Raw genomic sequence first — 19,067 nt, forward strand, 5'->3', positions numbered from 1 at the left:
CAGCCGGGACGGGTCAGCCGCGGTGGTACAGCTCGGCCAGGATGCCCTCGCAGCTGCGGACCACGGTCCGCGCGGCCCGCCGCTGATCCGGACCGAGCTCGGGATCCTCGGCCCGGTCCTGCCAGCGGCGCAGCGCCTCGTTCCCCCTCGCCCACAGCTCCGCCGGGTCGGCCTCGTGGTCGACGCCGAGCCGGGCCGCGATCGCGGTGCCGTTCCCGCCGACCAGCGGGCGGGCCTGCTCGGCCAGTTCGCCGTCGAGTTCCAGCACCCCGTCCTGCAGCGCGGCGAGCAGCCCCAGTTCGGCGAACTCGTGCGCACCGGCGAGGATCCGTTCCACCCCGGCCAGCAGCTCCCGCGCCCCGGGCCGCGGCCGCGCCCGCAGCAGGTCCTCCAGGGCCGCCAGGGCACCCCGCGCCCGCAGCGCCTCCCGCCGGTCGATCAGGTAGCGGGCCATCGCCTCCCGCAGCTCGAGGAGTCCGCTGCGCCGGACCAGCTCGGCCGCCAGGCTGGCCCGGGTGTCGCTGCCGGAGCGGATCAGGGTGGTCGCCAGCCGGACGCCGAAGATGCCCAGCCGGTCCAGCAGGGCCCGACGGGCCTCGACCGGCAACGGGGCTCCGGTCGCACCGAGAAACCGGTCCGTGGAGAGCAGCAGGTCGTCCAGCTCGGCGCGGGGCAGCGCCGCCAGCGTGCCGAGCGCCGCGAACTCCGGCTCGCTGAGCAGCCGGCCGGCCAACGCGACCAGACCGCCGAACGGCACCACGGTCCGGCAGGATGCGCTGACCCGGGGATCGCGGCGCAGCCGGCGGGCCTGCCGCTTCGCGGTCAGCAGCGCGTCGATCCGCCCGCCGCCGGCCTCGTCCGCGCGGGACAACACCATGATCACGTTCACCGGACCGGACCGGCCGACCAACCCGCGCCGCACCGACTCCAGGAACCGCAGGTCCGCCTCGCCGCCGTCGCGGGTCAGGTAGAGCAGGGCGTCGGCCTCCCGCAGGATCCGGTCCACCACCCCGCCCCGATCGGACTCCACCTCACCCGGCGGCAGGGCCGGGGTGTCCAGGAAGGTGGCCTGCCGCAGCGCCCGGGTCGGCCAGCGTACGACGATGTCGTCGATCCGGCCCGGCCGCCAGCCGCCGAGATCGACCTGGATCCCGCCGGCCGACCGGGTCACCACCAGCTCGCCGGTCACCCCACCGGCCGCGTACGCGGTGGCCCGCGGCTCGGGCCCGTCCTCGTACCAGGTGAGGACCGCGCCCCCGGCGGGGACCTCGACCGGTGCGACCTCCTCGCCCAGCACCGCGTTGATGAGGGTCGAGCGGCCCGACCGCCAGCCGCCCACCACGGCGATCCGCAGCGGACCGTCGAACCTGGCGAGCTGGTCGTGCAGCGCGTCGGTGGCGGTCCGGCTGTCCCGGTAGACCTCCAACGCCTCGTGCAGCAGCCGCCACACCGCACCGGGCAGATCCGGCCGGCCGGTCACCCGGTCGCCTCCAGTCCGGTCCGGGTCCGCCCCACCACCAGGGCCTGGGCCTCCTCGAAGAGGCCGGCCAGCCGCTTCATCTTCCGCTCGATGTCGCGGTGGCGCTGCTCCCGCTCGGCGGCGTCGGCGTCGGCGGCCTGCTTGGCGGTCCGGAACGAGTGGACGATCTCCTCCTGCAACTCCTCGGTCAGCGCGGTGAAATGGTCCCGCAGGGTCCGCTGCACCTGCCGGACCGACTCCTTGCTCTCCTTGCTGATCCGCATGAAGAACTCGTCGACGTGCCGCTGGGCGGCCGCCTTCACCACCGCCTGCCGGCGCTTGCGCAGCGAGCGGCTCTCGTCCCAGATGCTCTTGCCGCCGAACAGCGCCCCGGCTCCGAGCGACACCGGGTTGATCAGGGGCAGGCCGGCCAGCGTCGTCGCCAGACCGAACATCAGAACCCCGCCGTACGATCCCTTCAGTCCACTGAAGACCTTCTGGGTGGGGGTGAATCGCTCGATCTGCGGTTGCTCGATGTCGGGTATCGCGGCCCGCAGGTCCGGGGCCCGCACCGACCAGGTCGGCAGCACGTCGTACCGGTAGGGCAGGAAGTGGTCGGCGACCTGCCGGGCGATGAAGTCGCAGCGCTGGACCAGCCACTCGTGGTTCGCCGTCGCCGCCTCGGCCAGGTTCTCCGCGAACCAGTCCCGCAGCGCCGGCCAGGCCGGTTGCGGATCGGCGGTGTCCAGCGCCTCGTCGACCCGTTTCAGGATGGCCCGGCTGCGGTCGCGCAGGTCGAACTCGAGGTCGGCGATCAGGTCGGTCATCTCGTCGGAGAGGGCGTTCTGCCACCGCTGCGAGCAGCGCCGCAGCTCGTCGACGGCCCGCTGGGCCTGGTGCAGCCGGGACAGCGGGGCCGGCGTACCGCCGCTGTTGCGGGACAGCTCGGCCCGCATCGGCGCGGCGAGCTGCTCGATCACCGTCCGGGTGAGCAGCCCCACGCTGGCCCGCGCCAGCGTGTCGCCCTTGGCGGCCAGATCCTGGGTCAGGCGGCTGATCAGGGCGGGGAAGCCGGACTCGGCGTTCATCGACGGGTCGTTCCCGGCCGCCGCCCGCAACCGCAGCGCCGCCGAGACCGGGACCTGCACGGCCGGCACGCCGGCGCCGGCCAGGTGCTGCCGGTTTCGCTCGGCCACCGTACGCCAGTCCGGTGCCAGGTCGGTCTTGGTCAGCGCCACGATCAGCCGGGGATAGGACTGCATCGCGAAGAGCAGCAGGTTCAGCTCGGTGACCGAGAGTTCCCGGGTGGCGTCCGAGACCATCAGGACCACGTCGGCGCGGCCGGCGGCCGCGAGCGATGTGATGCTGGCGGCCGGATCCGGCCCGACGGCGGCCGGGGTGTCGATCAGGACCAGCCCGCTGGCGAGCAGTCCACGGGGGACGCCGACCTCGACGTGGGTGGCGGCCGGGGAGAGTCCGGCGAGCCGACCGCCGAAGCCGGCGGCCAGGTCGGTCAGCGGCACCGGGGTCCGGTCGACCGGCCCGGCACCGTCCCGGCCGGGGGCCGGCGCCGCGGTGCGGACCAGCGTCGCATACGGCTCGGCGGCGTGCTGGATGACGGTGGGCACCCCCGATTCCCCACCCACCGGGCAGATCGGAGCGTTGATGAGGGCGTTGACCAGCTGACTCTTGCCCTGCTTCGGTTCACCGATCACCAGCACCCGCAGCTGCGGGTCGAGCAGCTGGGCTCGACGTTGCCGCAGCGACTGGACCAGATCGGTGCGGCCGTGCGCGGCGCACACCCGAACGGTTTCATCCAGAACGTCGAGCCAGGTCGGCGCAATCACGATACGAGTGTGCCGATTTCATCGTGATTGGCAAGGGTTCCACCGCAATCACGATGGGTTGCCGCACGTGGAGCAAGGGCTGCCGGGAACTGGAGGCGAATCGAACTCCCGGCAGCCCTTGGGTCACTGTGGCGGGTTCCGCCAGATCAGAGCAGACCGTCGCCCAGGTCGAGCAGGCCGCCGGTGCCGGCCGAGGCGTCCGCCCCGGCGCTCAGCCCGAGACTGCCGGTGACGTTGCCGACACCGACCCCGTCCAGGGTGTTGTCGACGGTCCCGGTGACGCCGCCGACGACCCGAGCGGCGTCGAGGTCGCCGACCACCGGCGCCTGCGTGCCGCCGAGGCCCTGGCCGAGCCCGCCCACGTCGAGCGAGTTCACCAGGTTGGTGGCGGTGTCCAGGGTGCCGGTCACGGTGTTCAGGGTGAGGTCGGCGGTGCCGAGCAGCCCGTCGGGGGCCACGCCACCCACCAGGTCGTCACCGATGCCGACCGTCGAGTCGACGGTGCCGCCCACGGTGCCGACCGCGTCGGTGGTCACCGGCTCCAGCACCTCGGCGTCGAGCGTGCCGGCCACGTCGTACGCGCCGGAGACGTCGACGCCGACCCCGGACGGGCTCACCCCGACCCCGATGTCGGAGAGCAGGGAGGCCCCGACGCCCAGCCCGACCGGGTCGACCGTGATCGCGCCGAGGGTGGCGACGTTGACGTCGGCGCTGGTCGGGCTCGCGGCGACGGTGACCTGCTCGACGGTGGACTGGACGTGCCCGACCAGACCGCTGACGTCGGGCGAGAGCTCACCCAGGCCGAGGCCGCCCACCGCGTCGAGGTTGGTGAGGCCCTGCACCGGGACGTAGTCGACGACCAGCGGTACGACATCCTGGACGTCGGCCGGGGTCAGGTCACCCAGCCCGGCGCTGCGCAGGGTGCCCTCCGGGTCGAGCTCGAACGCCGACCGGGCGTCCGGGTTGGTGAGCAGGTTCAGCACAAAGTCGTGCAGGGTCTGGGTCGAATCCATGGGTGACGTTCTCCTCGAACGGCGGGGGATGGAGCGGTTGGCAGATTGGAGCTCCGTGGGCTGTCACCGACGGTAGGCGTCGGGGGTCCCCCGGGCATCGGGGTCGGTGCCGGAACCTGCGCCGGCTGAACTAGGGCACCCGGCGCCGCGTGGGTTAGGGGCATAGGGGATCCGTACCGCCAGATTTAGGGTCCCGTCGGTGGATGGATCTCTGGTACGAACAGGGGAGCCCAAAGTGGGCGAGCCAGGGGGCGGCCGGCGTTCGCGATCGCCCCATGATCACTGTCGGTGAAGGAACGGGTGGGATGCCGTACGTCCTCGGGATCGACATCGGTGGCACCAGCACCACCGCCGCCGTCGCCCGGCTGACACAGGACGGCTGGACCCGCCCCGAACCGGTCCGGCTGGGTGCCCACTCCTTCGCCATCCCGTCGGTGCTGCAGCTGGGCGCCGACGGCTCGCTGGCCGTCGGCGACCCCACCGAGTACGGCCAGCCACCCGACCGGGGGCGGACCGCCCGCGGATTCGCCCGGCGGATCGGTGATCCGGTGCCGATGCTCGTCGACGGCGAGGCGTGGACCCCGGAGGCGCTCACCGCCGTGCTGGCCACCTGGGTCATCGAGCGGGTGATGGCCCAGCAGGCCGACCGCCCCGCCGAACATGTCGTGCTCAGCCATCCGGCGGGCTGGGGACCGTACCGGACCGAGCTGCTCCGGCACGCCCTCTGGGCGGCCGGCATTCCACACGCGACGCTGCTGCCCGAGCCGGTGGTGGCCGCCGAGAGCCACGCCTGCCAGGGCTTCACCGGACGCAGTCTGGCGGTGTACGCGCTGGGCGGCGAGACCTTCGCCGCCTCGGTGGTGCGCCGGTCCCGGGCGGGCGGGTTCGAGCTGGTCACCGGTGGAGATCCGGGGCAGCCACTGGGCGGCGCGGACTTCGACGCCGCGCTGCTGCGACACGTCCGCGACCAGCTCGGCCGGCCGGCCAGCACCCCTCGCCACCAGGCCGACCCACACCCGCCGGCCCTGGCCGGGCTGGCCGCGGCCTGCGTGAGCGCGAAGGAACGACTTACCGTCGCGGCCGAGGCCGACGTCCGGCTGCAGCTGCCCGACGGCCCGACCCGGGTGCCGGTGAGCCGGGCCGAGTTCGAGGAGCTGATCCGCCCCGGGCTGCGGCTCACCGTGGAGACCCTGGCCGGGGCGGTCCGGGCGGCCGGCCTGACCGCCGACCAGCTCGACGGGGTGCTGCTGATCGGCGGTTCGGCCCGGATCCCGCTGGTGGCCGACCTGGTCGCGCAGCGGCTGCCGGTCGGCGTGACGGTGGAGTCCGATCCCCAGCTCACCGCCGCCGCCGGGGCGGCCTGGGCGGCCCGGCAGATCGTCGCCCCACCTCGACCGTCGCGCTGGGACCGCACCGATCCGGGCCGGCCCACGCCGGGTGGCCGCGCCCCGGAGCGGGCCGGCCCGGCGACCGTTCCGGCTCGCCGGCCGGACCTGGCCGACGACGGCCGGCGCGAGCCACCACCCCGCCCACCAGTCAGGATCACCCCACTGAAGCTGCCCCGGAACCGCCTGGCGCAGCCGGCCGCCGGCCCGGCCAACCGGGACCGGACCGCCTACTCCCGAGCCCGTTCGTGAGGACATCCTTGAGCTTGCCGACCACCACCGAACCGCAGCTCGTCCTGGACGAGCCGTCCCGGGCGCTCCTCGACGCCATCGAGACGGACCCGCACGCGCCGCTCACCGCGGCCATCCAGGCTCCCGGCGGGTACGGCAAGTCCAGCCTGCTGGCGGAGGCGCGACGGCGGTACCGGCAGGCGGGAGTGCCGGTCTGGGACGGTTGGACCGGCCCGGCCGGACCGGTCGACCCCGGCACGCTGGCCTGGGCGGACCGGGCCGCGAGCCTCCTCGGCGCGGCCGGCGACCACACCGCACTGGCCGGCCACGCGCTCCTGGTCGACGACGCACACCTGCTGCACGACGCCGCCCTGCGGGAGCTCTGCACGCTCGTCCGCACCGGTCGGATCAGGTTGCTGCTGGCGTACCGGCCCTGGCCGCGACCGCCGGCGCTGGCCGAACTGGCCGAGCTGCTGCGGCGGGACCGGCCGGCGCTGCTGCCGGCTCCGTTCACCCCGGCGGAGACCGCCACCCAGCTCGCCCGGGTCGGCGGCGCGGCCCCGCATCCGGCGATGGTCAGCTTCGTGCACCGGCAGACCGGGGGCATTCCCCGGTCGGTCGATCGGCTGGCCCGCACGCTCGGCTCCGCCGCCATCGCCGGGCCGCCCCCGCCGGAGGTGCCCGAATCCGCGCTGGCCGCGTTCGCGCCGGACCTGGAGGAGCTGACCGGGGACGTCCGCCGGATTCTGCTGGCGGTCGCGGCCGGCGTCGAGTTCCCGGTCGAGATGCTCGACCGGCTGCTGACCGGTCCGGCGTCGACCTCCCCGGACGGCCCCGACCGGGGCGTCCACACCGCGGACGGTGGCGGGACGGTGGCGGCGGCCCGGGCCGCCGGGCTGCTCGGGCGGGACGACCGACTGCCACCGATCGTCCGCCGGGCACTCGTCTCGCTGGCCCCACCGGCCGAGCGGGCCGACGTGTGGCGCCGACTCGCCGAGCTGCAGCTGCGTCGCGGTGGACCCGTGTTGCCGCTGGTCCGCCCGCTGCTCGGCACCGCCGGCGGAACCGGCTGCCCGGTCCCGCTGTTGACCGCGGCCGCCGAGGAGGCACTCGCCGACGACCCGGGGCTCGCCACCGACCTGTTCGCCGCCGCGGTCGCCGCCGGCGGACCGGCGACCGCCCGACAGGCCACCGCCGCCGCCCTCGCCGGGCACCTCGACTCCGCGCTCCGGTTGGCCGACCGGCTGGTCGAGGCGGCCGGGCCGACGGACCGGGCGGAGGCGGCCACGGTCGCCGCCACCGCGCTGACCCACCGGGGTCAACACGGCCGGGCCGCCGACCTCTACCGCTGGTCGGGCACCACCTCGTCACTGGCGTTCGCCGCGATCAGCGCCCTCGCCACCGGCGACCGCGACGATCTCGACCGGCTGGTCCGCGAACCACCGACCGGCGGGCCGCCGACCCTGCTCACCGGGGCCGCCACCCAGACCGCCCGCGGGGTACGCGAGACGCTGTCCGAGCCGCCGACCACCGCGCTGGCCACCCTGGTCCGGGCGGCCGGGCTGCTGGAACCGGCCGGTCGGGCCGTACTGCTGCCGGACAGCCCGGCCGCCCTGGCCGCCCTGGTGGCCATGCACTGTGGGGAGCTGGACATCGCCGACCGGGTGCTGGAGCGGGCCACCGCCAGCCGCACCGGCGCCGCGCTGATGGCCCGCCGGCACGGCCTGCTGCAGGCCTGGATCGCGATGGTGCGGGGCCACTGCGGTGCGGCCACCGACCGGCTCGCCACCGTGCTCGGGCGGGACGACGCCGAGCCGGCCGACGGCGCCGCGTCGACCGACGACGGCGGGCCGTCCGCCGGCCGATCCGGGGCAGCGGGATCGGTCGGACCGGACGTCGGCGGGCTGGAGTCGCGGGATCTGCTCTTCGCCGCCGGCCTGGAACTCGGCATCGCCCGGCGCAACAGTGACCTGCCGGCGCTGCGCCGGGCCTGGGAGCAGGCCCGCGAGGCGGTCATCCGGCACCCCGTCGACCTGTTCACCCTGCTGCCCCTCGGGGAGTTGGCGGTGGCGGCCGCCCGGCTGGGTGAGCTGGCCCAACTCGCCCCGTACCTGGCGGAAGCCAGCACGGTGCTGGCCCGGCTCGGCGACCCGCCGTTGTGGGCGGCCCCGCTGCACTGGAGCAATCTGCACGCCGCGATCATCGCCGAACAGCCTGCCGAGGCCGACCGGCACGTCGCCGCGCTCACCGCCGCCGCCGGCCACAGCCGATACGCCGCCGTGCTGGCCACCGCGGCGCAGAGCTGGGTGGAGGTGCTGCGCGGGACCGTCGATCCGGTCCGGGTCGAGGGCGCCGCCCGGGGCCTGCACGGCATCGGTCTGCACTGGGACGGGGCCCGGCTGGCGGGCCAGGCGGCGATCCGGACCTCGGACCGCAAGGCGATGACCACGCTGCTCGACTGCGCCCGGATGTTGCAGGGCCGCACCGGTGGTCCCGGTCGGGCACCCGGCTCCGCCGCCGACCCGGTGACCGGCCGGGACCAGGGCCGACTCAGCGATCGCGAACAGGAGGTGGCCGACCTGGTGCTCGCCGGGCTCACCTACCGGCAGATCGGCGACCGGTTGTTCATCTCGGCGAAGACCGTCGAACACCATGTGGCCCGGATCCGGCAGCGGCTGAACTGCGCCAACCGCAGTGAGCTCCTGGCCCGGCTGCGGGTGATGGCGGATGACCGATCCGGTGGCAGCGACCTGACCGGCCAGCCATGGCCGGCCTGAACACGAAGCCGGCCGGGGCCGGGGTGACCGCACCGCCGGGCCGGACCGGCTCGGCGGGTCGGCGCCGGGTCGCGTTGCTGGTGGCGGCGCTGACCCTGTGCTGGGGGTACGCGGCGTTCCTGACCGGACGGGACGCCGCCGACCTGCTCCGGGTACGCACCCTCAGCACCACGCTCGGGCAGCCCACCGACGCGCTGATCCTCAGCCTGCAGACCGAGCGGCGGCTCACCGCGGCCGCGCTGGCGGAGCCCGGCGGCGGTCCGGCGTCGCTGGCCGCCCAGCGGGCCGACACCGACGCGGCGATCGCCAAGCTCCGCGCCTTCAACACCGGCACCGACCTCCGGCTGGTCGGTGCCGAGGAGGTACGCGACCGGGCGGCTGAGCTGATCCGGCGGCTGGACACCCTCGATCCGCTGCGCCGGTCGGTCGACGCGGGCGGGCTGGACCGCGACCAGGCCACCACGGCCTACACCGAGATGATCGATGCCGGATTCGCCGTCTACGCCGGCCAGTGGACGAGTCGGGAGACCGGCCTGATCGAGCAGACCAGGTCGTTCGTGGCGCTGGCCCGCGCCCGCGAGGTGCTGGCCCGGGAGGACACCCTGCTCACCGGAGCGCTCACCGCGCGGCGGTTGACGCCCGCCGACCGGGCCCGGCTGGCCGACCTGGTGGCGGCGCAGCGGTTCGTCCGCGCCGAGGCCGCCGCCGCCCTGCCGCCGCCGGAACGCGACCGCTACCGCACGCTTGTCGGCGGGGACGGGCTGACCGCGCTGCGCACCCTGGAGGACCAGCTGACCGCGCCCGGCAGCGGCGACGACGAGATCCCGGCGATCCCGCCACAGGTGTGGCGGTCGGCCGTGGAGCCGGTCCTCGCCGACCTGCGGGACCTGGTGGCAGACGGGGTCCGCGACAGCGTGGAGCGGGCCACCCCGGCCACGATCGGGGTGGTGGTCCGCACCGGCCTGGTGGGCGGCCTCGGCTTCCTCGTGGTGGTGGCGGCGATCGTCGGCGCCCTCGCCACGACCCGGTGCCCGGCCCGCCGGCCGGTGGAACAGGCCGACCCGACCGAACCCATCCACCCACCCGACCAGCCGCAACCGGGCGACCGGACCCACCCGAGCGACCGGACCCGAACGAGCGACCGGACCCGAACGAGCGACCGGACCCGAACGAGCGAACTGGCCCGACCGAGCGACCGGCACGTCCACAACGGTTCGTTGGCCGATCCGTCCAGGTTGCCGGGCGATGACCTCTTCCTGCAGCTCAGCCGCCGCAACCAGGTGCTGCTTCGCCAGCAGCTGAACCTGCTGGACGCGATGGAGCGTCGCGAGACCGACGCCGAGGAGCTGGCCGACCTGTTCCGGGTGGACCATCTGACGACCCGGATCCGGCGCAACGTGGAAAGAATGATCACCGCCGCCGGGGCCCGGCCGGCCCGGCGCTGGCGGCGGCCGGTGCCGTTGATCGACGTGGTCCGCGGGGCGGCCGGTGAGGTGGCCGAGTACGAGCGGGTGCTGGTCTCCTCCGCCTGGGCCGGATCGCTCGCCGGACCGGCCGTCCTGGATCTCACCCACCTGCTGGCCGAACTCATCGAGAATGGTCTGCACTGCTCCCCGCCGGAGAGCACGGTCCGGGTGAGCGTGCAGTTCCGCGACCACGGTTGCCTGATCGTCGTATTGGACGACGGGCCGGGCCTGGCCCCGGAGACGCTCGCCGCCGCGAACGCCCTGCTGCGCGACCCGCCGCCGGTCCGGCCGCCGGGGGCGGGACACGGCCTGTACGGGGCCGCCCTGGCGGCCAGCCGGTGGAGGGTCCGGGTCGAGCTGGCCCCGGGACACCGCGGCGGCACCGCCGCCCGGGTGCTCATTCCCGCCGCGCTGCTCGCCGGACCCGGCGGTCCCGGCGGTGAGCAGACGACGATGGAGCTGCCCGCGGTCGACCCCCAGGGCCAACCCGACGGCCAGCCGGACGATCCGACCAACGGACCGGCACCGGTACCCGCCCCGCACCCCGCGCCGGCCGGACCCACTCGCGCCGCCAACCCCGCCAGCGGCGCCAGCGGCGCCAACCCCGCCAGCGGCGCCAACCCCGCCAGCGGCGCCAACCCCGCCAGCGGCGCCAACCTCACCAGCTCCGCCGACCCCACCCGGGCGGCCGACCGCACCCGCAGGACCGGGCCGGCCGACCGGGTCACCCTGCCGAACCGGCGGCGTCCCCAATGACCACGCGTGGATACCCCGCCGTGCTGGCCAACCTCGACGAGGAGGACGCCTGGTACGACGACGACGCCGGGCCGGTGGTCCGGCCGTACGCGATGACCAGCGGTCGGACCCGGCCGGTCCGGCCGGAGCTGGACCTGATCTCCCAGGTGACGACCTGCCCGGACGTCCGGGGTGCGGAGCCGCTGTCGCCGGAGCAGACTGAGATCATCGAGCGCTGCCGGCGACCGCTGTCGGTGGCCGAGATCGGCGCGGCGCTGAACCTCCCGGTCGGCACCGTACGGGTCCTGGTCGGCGACCTGCTCGACGCCGGGCTGGTCGAGACCCGGGAGCCGCCGCTGTTGACCGAGCTGCCCTCCGAGAATCTGCTGGAGGCGCTCCTCGCCGGACTGCGTGCGCTGTGACGGCGGACGGGCCGGAAACGGTCGGGCCGGAAACGGTCGGGCGGAGAGCCGGCCGGGTGGGGGCCGGGTGAGCAAGGAGACAGTGGTGAGCAGAGTCAGGCAGGGTCCCCCGCGGACCAGGGCGGTGGCCGCGCTGGACCTCGCGCAGGCCGCGGTGAGTGGCCTCGGGCGGGCGCCCCACCGGCTGGTGACCGGAGCCCGCGGCAACCGGCTGATGATGCGCGGACTGGTCGTCGCGGCCATCGCCGTGGTGGTGGGAACCGGCCTGGTGGTCACCGCGCTGGTGCGGACGCCGGACGGGCTCGCTCCGCTGGGCGTGGCGCCGCCGGCCGCCACCGAGGCGGCACCCACCTCGGACCCCGGCACGGCCGGCATCGGCCCGGGTGGCACCGACGGCGCCCCCGCCGGGTCCGTCGACCCGCCGGGTCCGACCGACGGTCCGACGACCGCACCGCCGCCGGCCGCCGAACCGCCCGCGCCGGTGCCGCTGACCGCCGGGTACGCGACCGAGGATCCGTCCCTCCTCGGTTACCTGGGGGCGGTGGAGATCGCCAATCCCGGGCCGGTCGCGGTGTCCGGCTGGACGGTGGTGATCACCCTGCCGCGGCGTACCCTCGCGGTCGGCCAGGTCACCGGGGCGCAGGCGGCGCAGGACGGTGCCATCTGGACGTTCACGCCGCTGCCGGACGCCGCCGGCGTGCCGGCCGGCGGCACCTTCCGATTCACCTTCCGGGTCTCCGGTGCCGCGCTCGGTGCCACCACGCCGACGGCCTGCACGATCGACGGTCGGCCGTGCACCGGCGACCTGCCGTCGCCGACCCCCTGATGGCCGGTTCCCGCTCGCCTACACGGTGAGGGTCCAGCCGTCGAGGTGGCCGGTGTCGTAGGCGAAGACGTCGCGGACCCGCAACCGCCAGGTCCCGTCGGCGGGCTCGGCCGAGAGGTCCACCGCAAAGGTGGCGTCGACGTTGTCGGCGCTGTCCAGATAGCTCGCGGACTTCAGTCGGTACGCCGAGCCGTCCGGCGCGATCAGATCGACCACCAGGTCACCCCGGTAGCTGTGCAGGATCCGCACAGCGACCGTCGCCCGTGCCGCGGCGACCCGCCCGCAGCCGGTGATGGTGACCGGGCTGTGCACCGGCGGGCCGGCGTCCGGGATGCGGTGATCGGTCCCGTTGCTCGCGGTGCAGGTGCCGCCCGTTCCGGTGACCGTCAGGACGTAGCTCGCGGTCCGGGTGACCAGCCGACCGGTACCGGTCACCGTCACCGGGTACCGGCCGGCCGGGGTGCCCACCGCCGTGCTGATCGTCAGGGTGGCGGACTCGCCGGAGGTGACGGTGGGCGGCTCGAACACCCCGGTGGCACCGGCGGGCAGACCGCTCAGGGTGAGCCGTACCGGCTGCGCGGAACCGCTGGTGGTGGCGGTACGGACGGTCGTGGTGACCGAGCCGCCGGGGGCCGTCGAGCCAGCCGCCGGGGTGAGGGCGACGGAGAAGTCGTCCGCCGGGGGCGGTCCGTCCGGGAGGGTGACCCGCAGCAGCCGGTTCGGCGAGCCGGCGCCCGGGCTGGTCACCACCCCGGTGGTGGCGGTCTCCACCAGACGGTCGCGGACCTGCTGCGGGCTCCAGGACGGATTGGCGGCCAGCAGCAGGGCGGCGGCGCCGGCCACGTGTGGGGCCGCCATCGAGGTGCCGCTTATCGTGTTGCTGGCGCCGTCACCGGTATGCCAGGCCGAGGTGATCCCCGAGCCGGGCGCGAACAGGTCCAGGCAGGAGCCGATGTTCGAGAAGGACGACCGGGAGTCGTTCAAGGTGGTGGCACCGACGGTGATTCCCTCGGCGACCCGGCCCGGCGAGTTGCCGCAGGCGTTGGCGCCGAAGTCGTTCCCGGCGGCCAGGCCGTAACTGATGCCCGAGTTGATCGAGTTGCGAACCGCGGTGTCCAGGGAGAGGGTGGCCGCGCCGCCGAGACTCATGTTGGCGACCGCCGGTCGGACGGCGTTGGCGGTCACCCAGTCGACGCCGGCGACGACCCCCGCCGTGGTGCCGCTGCCGCCGCAGTTGAGCACCCGTACCCCGACGATCCGGACCGCCTTGGCCACCCCGTGGGCCGAGCCGCCGATGGTGCCGGCGACGTGGGTGCCGTGCCCGTTGCAGTCGTCGGCCGGTCCGCCGTCGACCGCGTCGAAACCGCTAACCGCCCGGCCACCGAAGTCGGAGTGGCTGACCCGGACTCCGGTGTCGATGACGTAGGCGTGCACGTCGGTGGCGGGGTCCGGGTACGTGTAGGAGCTGTCCAGCGGCAGGTTGCCCTGGTCGATCCGGTCGAGCCCCCAGGACGGCGGGTTCGGCTGGATCCCGGCGAGGGTGACGGCGTGGTTCTGCTCGACGAACGCGACCGACGGGTCGGCGGCGATCCTGGCCGCCACCCGCGCCGGCGCCCGCAGTTCGGCACCGCGCAGCGCCGCCCGGTAGGTGCGGGCCACCGTGCCGCCGTACCGGTGAACCAGGTCCCCGACCGCGGCGCCCACCTCGCTGGCGGCGACCGCGGAGGTCTCGAAGACGACGAGGTAGCTGCCGGCGATGGCGGTCGGGCCGCCGGCGGAACGGATCACCCCGGCGGGCTCGGCCGCCGCGGCGGGCGTGGCGGCTACCGCCAACAGGCCGCAGATGGCCGATACGGCGACAGCGGCGCGGTGGGAGCGGCGCATCTCTTCTCCTTCTCTCAGCGGGGTGGGGCCGTCCGCGGGGTTGCGGCCCTTACGGGTCTGATCTGGGGGAGCACGGGGGGTACGACCCGGATTCGGGCGGCCGCGAACCGGGAAAGAATCGGTTTCATGAACATCGAGCTGGCAATGCTGATCGGGCTCGCCGCCGGGTGGCTCGCGGCCGGCCTGGTGGCCGACGGCCTGCCCGGCGCCCGAACCGCCGGAGCGTTGCGCCGACGCACCGGCTCGCTCCTCGCGCTCACCCTGGCCGGGCTCCTGGCGATGGCGGCGGTCGGGTTTGCCGCTCTGATCTCGGCGGGGCCGACCGTGGCCGACCGGCTCAGCCTGCACCTCGCCCTGCCGGCGATGCCGGCGATGGTGGTGGCGCTCTCGGCCGTACCTCGGTTGCGTCGGCTCTGGCTGGCCGCCGGCGCCTTCCGGGCGGCGCCGGACACCCCGGTGCCGCCGGCCCTGCGCGCCGGTGCCGCCCATCCGATGATCGGCTTCCCGTTGCAGGTCGCCGGCCTGGTGACCCTGCCGGCGATGGTGACCGCCACCGGCCTGGTGGCACTGACCGGACCGGCGATGATCGGGATGGTGCTCACCGGCGCGGTCTTCGTCGCGGTGACGATCGGCGTCCGGCATGCCCTGCGCCACAGCCGGCTCGCGGAGCGGGCCGTAGTGGTGCGGCCGCCGGCCTCACCGCGGCCGAGTGGTCTCTTGCACGTATAGCAGTTCCAGGATGGACCGGGCGGCCTCGAACCAGCGATCCAGCCACTCGGTTCCCGGGGCGGTTCCGCGGGGCGGGAGTTCGAGCAGCAGGCCCCGCAGCAGCGGATGTTCCACAAGCGACTCGCCGGAACCGGCGTGCCAGTCCTGGGGTGGGTAACCGACCGGATCGGGGCCGGGCAGGTCACCGAGTCCGTTCAGGTCGAGCGGGGTCGGCGGCAGGTCGGCGGGTCCCACCAGCTCCAGACCGGCCGGGTCGCCGCCGATCTCCACCGACGGGCCGAGGTCCTCCCGGGGCGGATTCTCGCGGCGCGCTCCGCGGTACTTCCCGGCGAACCGCGCCGGCTTGGCAGAACCGTTGCTCAGGTCGTCCAATTCGATAGTCATCGTCTCGCCCGCCTCGCTAGTCGCCCGCCTGATCGGCCCGCCAGCGCGGATGGGGAGTGGTTTCCGCGGTGTCGGGTGTCCGGTACAACGACCCGGGCCGGACTTTGGCGACGGGTCGGCCGGGAAACGGCCGGGGCGCGACCGTCCGCCGGCTCCGCACCGGCTCGGACGATCGCGCCCCCGGATGGCGCAACATCCATCCGACCTGCTGATCTGGTGTCGATTCCGCTTACCCCGGCCGGTCAGGCCAGGTCGAACTCGCCGACCTTTGTACTTCCGACGAAGGCACCCCATTCGCCAGGGCTGAAGATCAACGCTGGGCCGGTCGGGTTCTTCGAGTCGCGTACGGCGACGGCGCCAACGGCGAACGCCACCTCGACGCAGTTGTCGCAGTTCGGCCCACTGCGCGAGCTCTTACGCCAGGCCACACTGCTCAAGTCCACGCGGAACCCTTTTGCCTTGACTTCCACAACGGCTCCTTTGCCAGCTTCGCGATGAGAGCTACGGTCTCCTCCGGGCGGATGGCCGCTGCTCGGATGTGGTCGAAGATGAACGCGTACTTCTGTAGCTCTTCACTCTTCTCCAGGAAGAGACCACCCGTGGCGTTCTCCGCGTAGACCACGTCGGGGTCTCCCGGTTCCGGGAAGTCGAGAATCGTGAACGTGCCGTCCATGCCGGCGTGCGCGCCGACCTCGAACGGCAGGACCTGGAGCGTGACATTCGGCAGGTCGGCGGCTTCCACCAGCCGCTCCAACTGGGTCCGCATCACCGCATCGCCGCCCACCGGCCGACTCAACACCGCCTCATCGAGCACCACCCATAGATCGATCGGATCGTCTTGGGTCAATAACGACTGGCGGCCCAGTCGGACACGGACGCGTTGTTCGACCTCGTCGGCGGTTATGTCGGGACGGGCGGATCTGATCATGGCGCGGGCATACTCCTCGGTCTGCAACAGCCCGGGAACAACCTGCTGCTCGTACGCCCGGATTGACCCGGCCGCCGCCTCCATGCCGACGTAGGCGCCGGTCAGCACGGTGCTGTACGGATGCCACCAGCCCTTCTGCCGGGCCTCTCGGGCGATCTGGATCAACTCGTCACGCTCCACGCCGCCGACGCCGTATATGTCGAGCATGTCGCGGACATCGCGAACTGTCGCCATGGTGTGTCCGGTCTCGATCCGGGACACCTTCGACGCGGAACACTCCAACCGCTCGGCGACCCCGTCGATGGTGACGTTCGCCGCGTCCCGGAGCCGGCGAAGTTCGGCTCCGAGTCGACGGCGACGGATGGTCGGGCTCCGGCGCTCGGTCACCGGGTCACCTCCGGTCAATCGCGCGAGTGGAAGACCCCGCCGCGGGCGCGACCTCGAACAGCGGGCGATCAGGACGGCGGCGAAAGTTGTCATGATTCAGTCGGCCGCGCAACCGAAACGGATCCAGTCTGCCGCCCGGCACTCGGCCCATCAAGCGGCCGGATGTCATCGAATCACCCTTTGGAGCAAGAACCAAACTGCAACTTGCATTGATCATGTTCTTGATGCAGTCTGTCCGTATGCCTCAGGTTACGCAGCGTCCTCACGGTAACGGGTGGTCGAGGGCCGCCCCCCACCGACCACCCGGTCGCGCCGTAACCTGGGCCGGATCCCCAACTCCGGGGTAATCAGGCCCAGCCGCTGTAAGCCAGCGGACGCTACGGCGGCTGGCGCGGTCCCGGAGTCGACGGGTGTTGGCCGGGCCGGACCTGCTGACGATCTGCGGATCGGTCCGTCCGGTCTGGCCAACCCCCCCACCAGACACACCCGAGCCGGTCCCATCCGGCCACTTTGAACAGGAGCTGATGTGCTACCCCGCTCCGGCGACGTTCTACATGTGACCCGCGCGGCGAGCGTGCAGTTCGCCGAGCCGATCCTCTTCCGGGTGATCCGGGTGCACGACTGGCCCACCTACACCGGCTGGGTCTGGCTGGACGGCTACCAGCTCAACTCGGCCGGCGACGCGGTCGAACGCCGGTCCATCTTCGTGCAGGTCGCGGGGCTCAATCAGCTACGGCCGACGCCGATCCGGCGCAACCAGCGGCCGATCTCCCCGATCCGGCGTACCTCGTCGTCGGTGGTCGCCAGGCGGTTGCGGGTCAGCTGACCGGGCCTGAGGGTCAGTCGTTCGGATCCGGCCCGGCCGAGGTCGACGGGCCGGTCGGACCGGGTTCCGGACTGGCCGGCTCCGCGACCACCAGGATCACCGGCTCCCCCTCCGCCACCGGCTCACCGGCGGCCGGGTCCGTCTCGATCACCGTCCCGGCCGGACGGTTCGACGGCCGCAGCCGGATCTGGTAGTCGATGCCCAACCCGTCGAGCAGGTCGGTTGCCGCCTGCCGGGGCAGCCCGACCAGGGGCGGCATCGGCACGCTCGCCGGCGTCGTCTCCGCCGGCGTCGGCGAGGCGGTGGTGGGCGCCGCCGAGGTCGGGCGCGGCGTGGGTGAGGCGGTCGGTGCCGGCGACGGCACGGGCGGGCCGTCACTGTCCCCGGTGGACTGCAGGATCAACCAGCCACCGAAGATCAGGACTCCGATCAGGATCAGCGCCACCACCCCGACCAGGATCGGCATCCACCACCGCCGGTCGGACTGCTCGTAGTACTCGCCGCCGCCCCAGTCCGGTGGGGAGCCGGCCGCCGCCGACCGTGGCGGCGGCACACCGGCCCGGCCCGACCAGGCCGGCCCCCGGTCCGACCCGGACCCGGCCGGCGAGACCGGCACTCCGCCGGCCGTCGGCGGCAACGCGGCGGTCTCGTCACCGCCCGTCGGCGGCAACGCGGCGGTCTCGTCACCGCCCGTCGGCGGCAACGCGGCGGTGTCACCGGGCTGCGGGGGCAGCGCGGCGGTGTCACCGGGCTGCGGGGGCAGCGCGGCGGTCCGGTCGTCAGCGCGATCAACCGGTTCGCCGCCGGGTTCCTGACGCTCGTCGGCCATGGCCGGTCCCCTCCCCACCCGGTGGGCGCCCGCCCCACGACTGTGTCAACTATCTCTCGCGGAACCCGGCGGCACCGGGCTCAGTTGTCCAACTGACAGACCCGGCCCGGCGCGACGGTCAGCCCTCCGGCGAGGCGCTCGGCCGGTCCGGGTCGCCACCGCAGTAGAGGTTCACCTGGTCGTTCCAGCGGACCTCCGTCCCGGCGGCCGGGTCCTGCCGGACCACCGGCCCGACCTTACCGGTGGGATACCTCGGGTAGAGACCATTGTCGATCAGTTTGGCGGCGGCCCGGGCGCAGGGCAGGCCGGTGGCCTCCGGAACCGCCACCGCCGGGGCCGCGCCGACGACGTACAGCTTGACGGTGGTTCCCCGGCCGACGGTCGTGCCGGCCCGGGGCTCGGTCCGGGACACGGCCGGATCGTCGCCGGCCGCGCCGAAGATCACCTGCCAACCCAGGCCGCGCTTACGCAGCTCGGTCCGCGCCTCCTTGAAGTCCGTGCCCACCAGGTCCGGCAGCCGAAGCCGGTTGTCCGGCACCTCGGGCAGGGCGGTCGGCCGATCCGGCGTCACGGCCGGGGGTTCCGGTTCCGGGGTGGTCGGGACGGGCGCCGGGGTGGTCGCGGTCGGGCTGGCGCCGGCCAACCGGTCCTCCGGGTCCGCGTCGCCGCCGACTCCGCCGGCGAGCAGCCACCCACTGAGCGTGCCGATCGCGGCGAGCAGGACGAAACCCGCGATGACGCCCGCGACCAGCGGAAGCCGCCCGCGTCCCGCCGGCCGCTGCGGTTCCGCCCCACCCGGGAACCCGTCCGCCATCTTCGAACACCGCCTCACCATCCGGGCGGTAGCACCCGCCGAGATCCCGTCACCGACGTGCCCCGCTGACCGACAGCATCCTGTGCCCTGTCCAGCACGGCAACCGGCACCCACGGTGAGCAGGC

16 protein-coding genes are annotated in these 19,067 nt (G+C 74.2%); 7 read left to right on the forward strand and 9 right to left on the reverse strand.

Annotated features, from left to right (window positions below):
• Positions 1–13 precede the first annotated feature (13 nt).
• From O7627_RS35860 to O7627_RS35870, 3 genes are all read right to left on the reverse strand, one after another.
• Positions 14–1,480 (reverse strand): hypothetical protein, encoded by a 1,467-nt coding sequence (locus O7627_RS35860; protein ID WP_278097876.1) that lies wholly within the window; start codon positions 1,478–1,480, stop codon positions 14–16.
• The gene (locus tag O7627_RS35865; RefSeq protein WP_278097877.1) at positions 1,477–3,306 is read right to left on the reverse strand and encodes a dynamin family protein; all 1,830 of its coding nucleotides are present in this window, start codon (positions 3,304–3,306) and stop codon (positions 1,477–1,479) included. The genes O7627_RS35860 and O7627_RS35865 overlap by 4 nt, the downstream gene beginning before the upstream one ends.
• A gap of 146 nt (positions 3,307–3,452) precedes the next feature.
• Positions 3,453–4,319 carry an IniB N-terminal domain-containing protein gene (locus O7627_RS35870; RefSeq protein ID WP_278097878.1) on the reverse strand — a complete coding sequence of 289 codons (867 nt, stop codon included), beginning with the start codon at positions 4,317–4,319 and terminating at the stop codon, positions 3,453–3,455.
• A gap of 305 nt (positions 4,320–4,624) precedes the next feature.
• Between O7627_RS35870 and O7627_RS35875 the strand changes: the two genes are divergently transcribed.
• From O7627_RS35875 to O7627_RS35895, 5 genes are all read left to right on the forward strand, one after another.
• Positions 4,625–5,956 carry an Hsp70 family protein gene (locus tag O7627_RS35875; protein ID WP_278097879.1) on the forward strand — a complete coding sequence of 444 codons (1,332 nt, stop codon included), beginning with the start codon at positions 4,625–4,627 and terminating at the stop codon, positions 5,954–5,956.
• A gap of 8 nt (positions 5,957–5,964) precedes the next feature.
• The gene (locus O7627_RS35880) at positions 5,965–8,712 is read left to right on the forward strand and encodes a helix-turn-helix transcriptional regulator (protein ID WP_278097880.1); all 2,748 of its coding nucleotides are present in this window, start codon (positions 5,965–5,967) and stop codon (positions 8,710–8,712) included.
• A complete protein-coding gene (locus O7627_RS35885) occupies positions 8,700–10,934 on the forward strand; it encodes a nitrate- and nitrite sensing domain-containing protein (RefSeq protein ID WP_278097881.1) in 2,235 nt (744 codons plus the stop codon). The genes O7627_RS35880 and O7627_RS35885 overlap by 13 nt, the downstream gene beginning before the upstream one ends.
• Positions 10,931–11,335, forward strand: a complete 405-nt coding sequence (locus tag O7627_RS35890) for a DUF742 domain-containing protein (protein WP_278097882.1) — start codon at positions 10,931–10,933, stop codon at positions 11,333–11,335. Before O7627_RS35885 ends, O7627_RS35890 begins: the two co-directional genes overlap by 4 nt.
• Positions 11,336–11,420: 85 nt before the next feature.
• Entirely contained in the window at positions 11,421–12,161 is a 741-nt protein-coding gene (locus O7627_RS35895; protein WP_278097883.1) for a cellulose binding domain-containing protein, read from the forward strand.
• A gap of 18 nt (positions 12,162–12,179) precedes the next feature.
• On the opposite strand, the gene O7627_RS35900 is transcribed toward O7627_RS35895, so the two are convergent.
• Positions 12,180–14,045: a S8 family serine peptidase gene (locus O7627_RS35900; RefSeq protein ID WP_278097884.1), complete on the reverse strand. Its 1,866-nt coding sequence runs from the start codon at positions 14,043–14,045 to the stop codon at positions 12,180–12,182.
• Between the two features lie 126 nt (positions 14,046–14,171).
• On the opposite strand from O7627_RS35900, the gene O7627_RS35905 reads away from it, so the two are divergent.
• Complete coding sequence (locus O7627_RS35905) at positions 14,172–14,774, forward strand: hypothetical protein (protein WP_278097885.1); 603 nt, start codon at positions 14,172–14,174, stop codon at positions 14,772–14,774.
• Here O7627_RS35905 and O7627_RS35910 read toward each other — a convergent pair.
• From O7627_RS35910 to O7627_RS35920, 3 genes are all read right to left on the reverse strand, one after another.
• Positions 14,742–15,158, reverse strand: a complete 417-nt coding sequence (locus O7627_RS35910; protein WP_278097886.1) for a hypothetical protein — start codon at positions 15,156–15,158, stop codon at positions 14,742–14,744. The two genes, O7627_RS35905 and O7627_RS35910, sit on opposite strands and share 33 nt — an antisense overlap.
• Before the next feature lie 242 nt (positions 15,159–15,400).
• A complete protein-coding gene (locus O7627_RS35915; RefSeq protein WP_278097887.1) occupies positions 15,401–15,628 on the reverse strand; it encodes a DUF397 domain-containing protein in 228 nt (75 codons plus the stop codon).
• Positions 15,592–16,473 (reverse strand): helix-turn-helix transcriptional regulator, encoded by an 882-nt coding sequence (locus O7627_RS35920; protein WP_278097888.1) that lies wholly within the window; start codon positions 16,471–16,473, stop codon positions 15,592–15,594. The genes O7627_RS35915 and O7627_RS35920 overlap by 37 nt, the downstream gene beginning before the upstream one ends.
• A 526-nt stretch (positions 16,474–16,999) precedes the next feature.
• Between O7627_RS35920 and O7627_RS35925 the strand changes: the two genes are divergently transcribed.
• The gene (locus O7627_RS35925) at positions 17,000–17,299 is read left to right on the forward strand and encodes a hypothetical protein (RefSeq protein WP_278097889.1); all 300 of its coding nucleotides are present in this window, start codon (positions 17,000–17,002) and stop codon (positions 17,297–17,299) included.
• Between the two features lie 13 nt (positions 17,300–17,312).
• On the opposite strand, the gene O7627_RS35930 is transcribed toward O7627_RS35925, so the two are convergent.
• Positions 17,313–18,128, reverse strand: a complete 816-nt coding sequence (locus O7627_RS35930; RefSeq protein ID WP_278097890.1) for a PASTA domain-containing protein — start codon at positions 18,126–18,128, stop codon at positions 17,313–17,315.
• A 118-nt stretch (positions 18,129–18,246) separates the two neighbouring features.
• The gene (locus tag O7627_RS35935) at positions 18,247–18,942 is read right to left on the reverse strand and encodes a PASTA domain-containing protein (protein WP_278097891.1); all 696 of its coding nucleotides are present in this window, start codon (positions 18,940–18,942) and stop codon (positions 18,247–18,249) included.
• Between the last annotated feature and the right edge of the window lie 125 nt (positions 18,943–19,067).

Origin of the sequence: Solwaraspora sp. WMMD1047 (assembly GCF_029626155.1) — a bacterium.
In the GTDB taxonomy this organism is placed as follows: domain Bacteria; phylum Actinomycetota; class Actinomycetes; order Mycobacteriales; family Micromonosporaceae; genus WMMD1047.

Excerpts from the sequence above, each read along its gene's own strand:
- O7627_RS35870 (WP_278097878.1), bottom strand. The coding sequence starts at position 4,319 with ATGGATTCGACCCAGACCCTGCACGACTTTGTGCTGAACCTGCTCACC.
- O7627_RS35875 (WP_278097879.1), top strand. The coding sequence starts at position 4,625 with ATGCCGTACGTCCTCGGGATCGACATCGGTGGCACCAGCACCACCGCC.
- O7627_RS35885 (WP_278097881.1), top strand. The coding sequence starts at position 8,700 with ATGGCCGGCCTGAACACGAAGCCGGCCGGGGCCGGGGTGACCGCACCG.
- O7627_RS35890 (WP_278097882.1), top strand. The coding sequence starts at position 10,931 with ATGACCACGCGTGGATACCCCGCCGTGCTGGCCAACCTCGACGAGGAG.
- O7627_RS35900 (WP_278097884.1), bottom strand. The coding sequence starts at position 14,045 with ATGCGCCGCTCCCACCGCGCCGCTGTCGCCGTATCGGCCATCTGCGGC.
- O7627_RS35905 (WP_278097885.1), top strand. The coding sequence starts at position 14,172 with ATGAACATCGAGCTGGCAATGCTGATCGGGCTCGCCGCCGGGTGGCTC.
- O7627_RS35910 (WP_278097886.1), bottom strand. The coding sequence starts at position 15,158 with ATGACTATCGAATTGGACGACCTGAGCAACGGTTCTGCCAAGCCGGCG.
- O7627_RS35930 (WP_278097890.1), bottom strand. The coding sequence starts at position 18,128 with ATGGCCGACGAGCGTCAGGAACCCGGCGGCGAACCGGTTGATCGCGCT.
- O7627_RS35935 (WP_278097891.1), bottom strand. The coding sequence starts at position 18,942 with ATGGCGGACGGGTTCCCGGGTGGGGCGGAACCGCAGCGGCCGGCGGGA.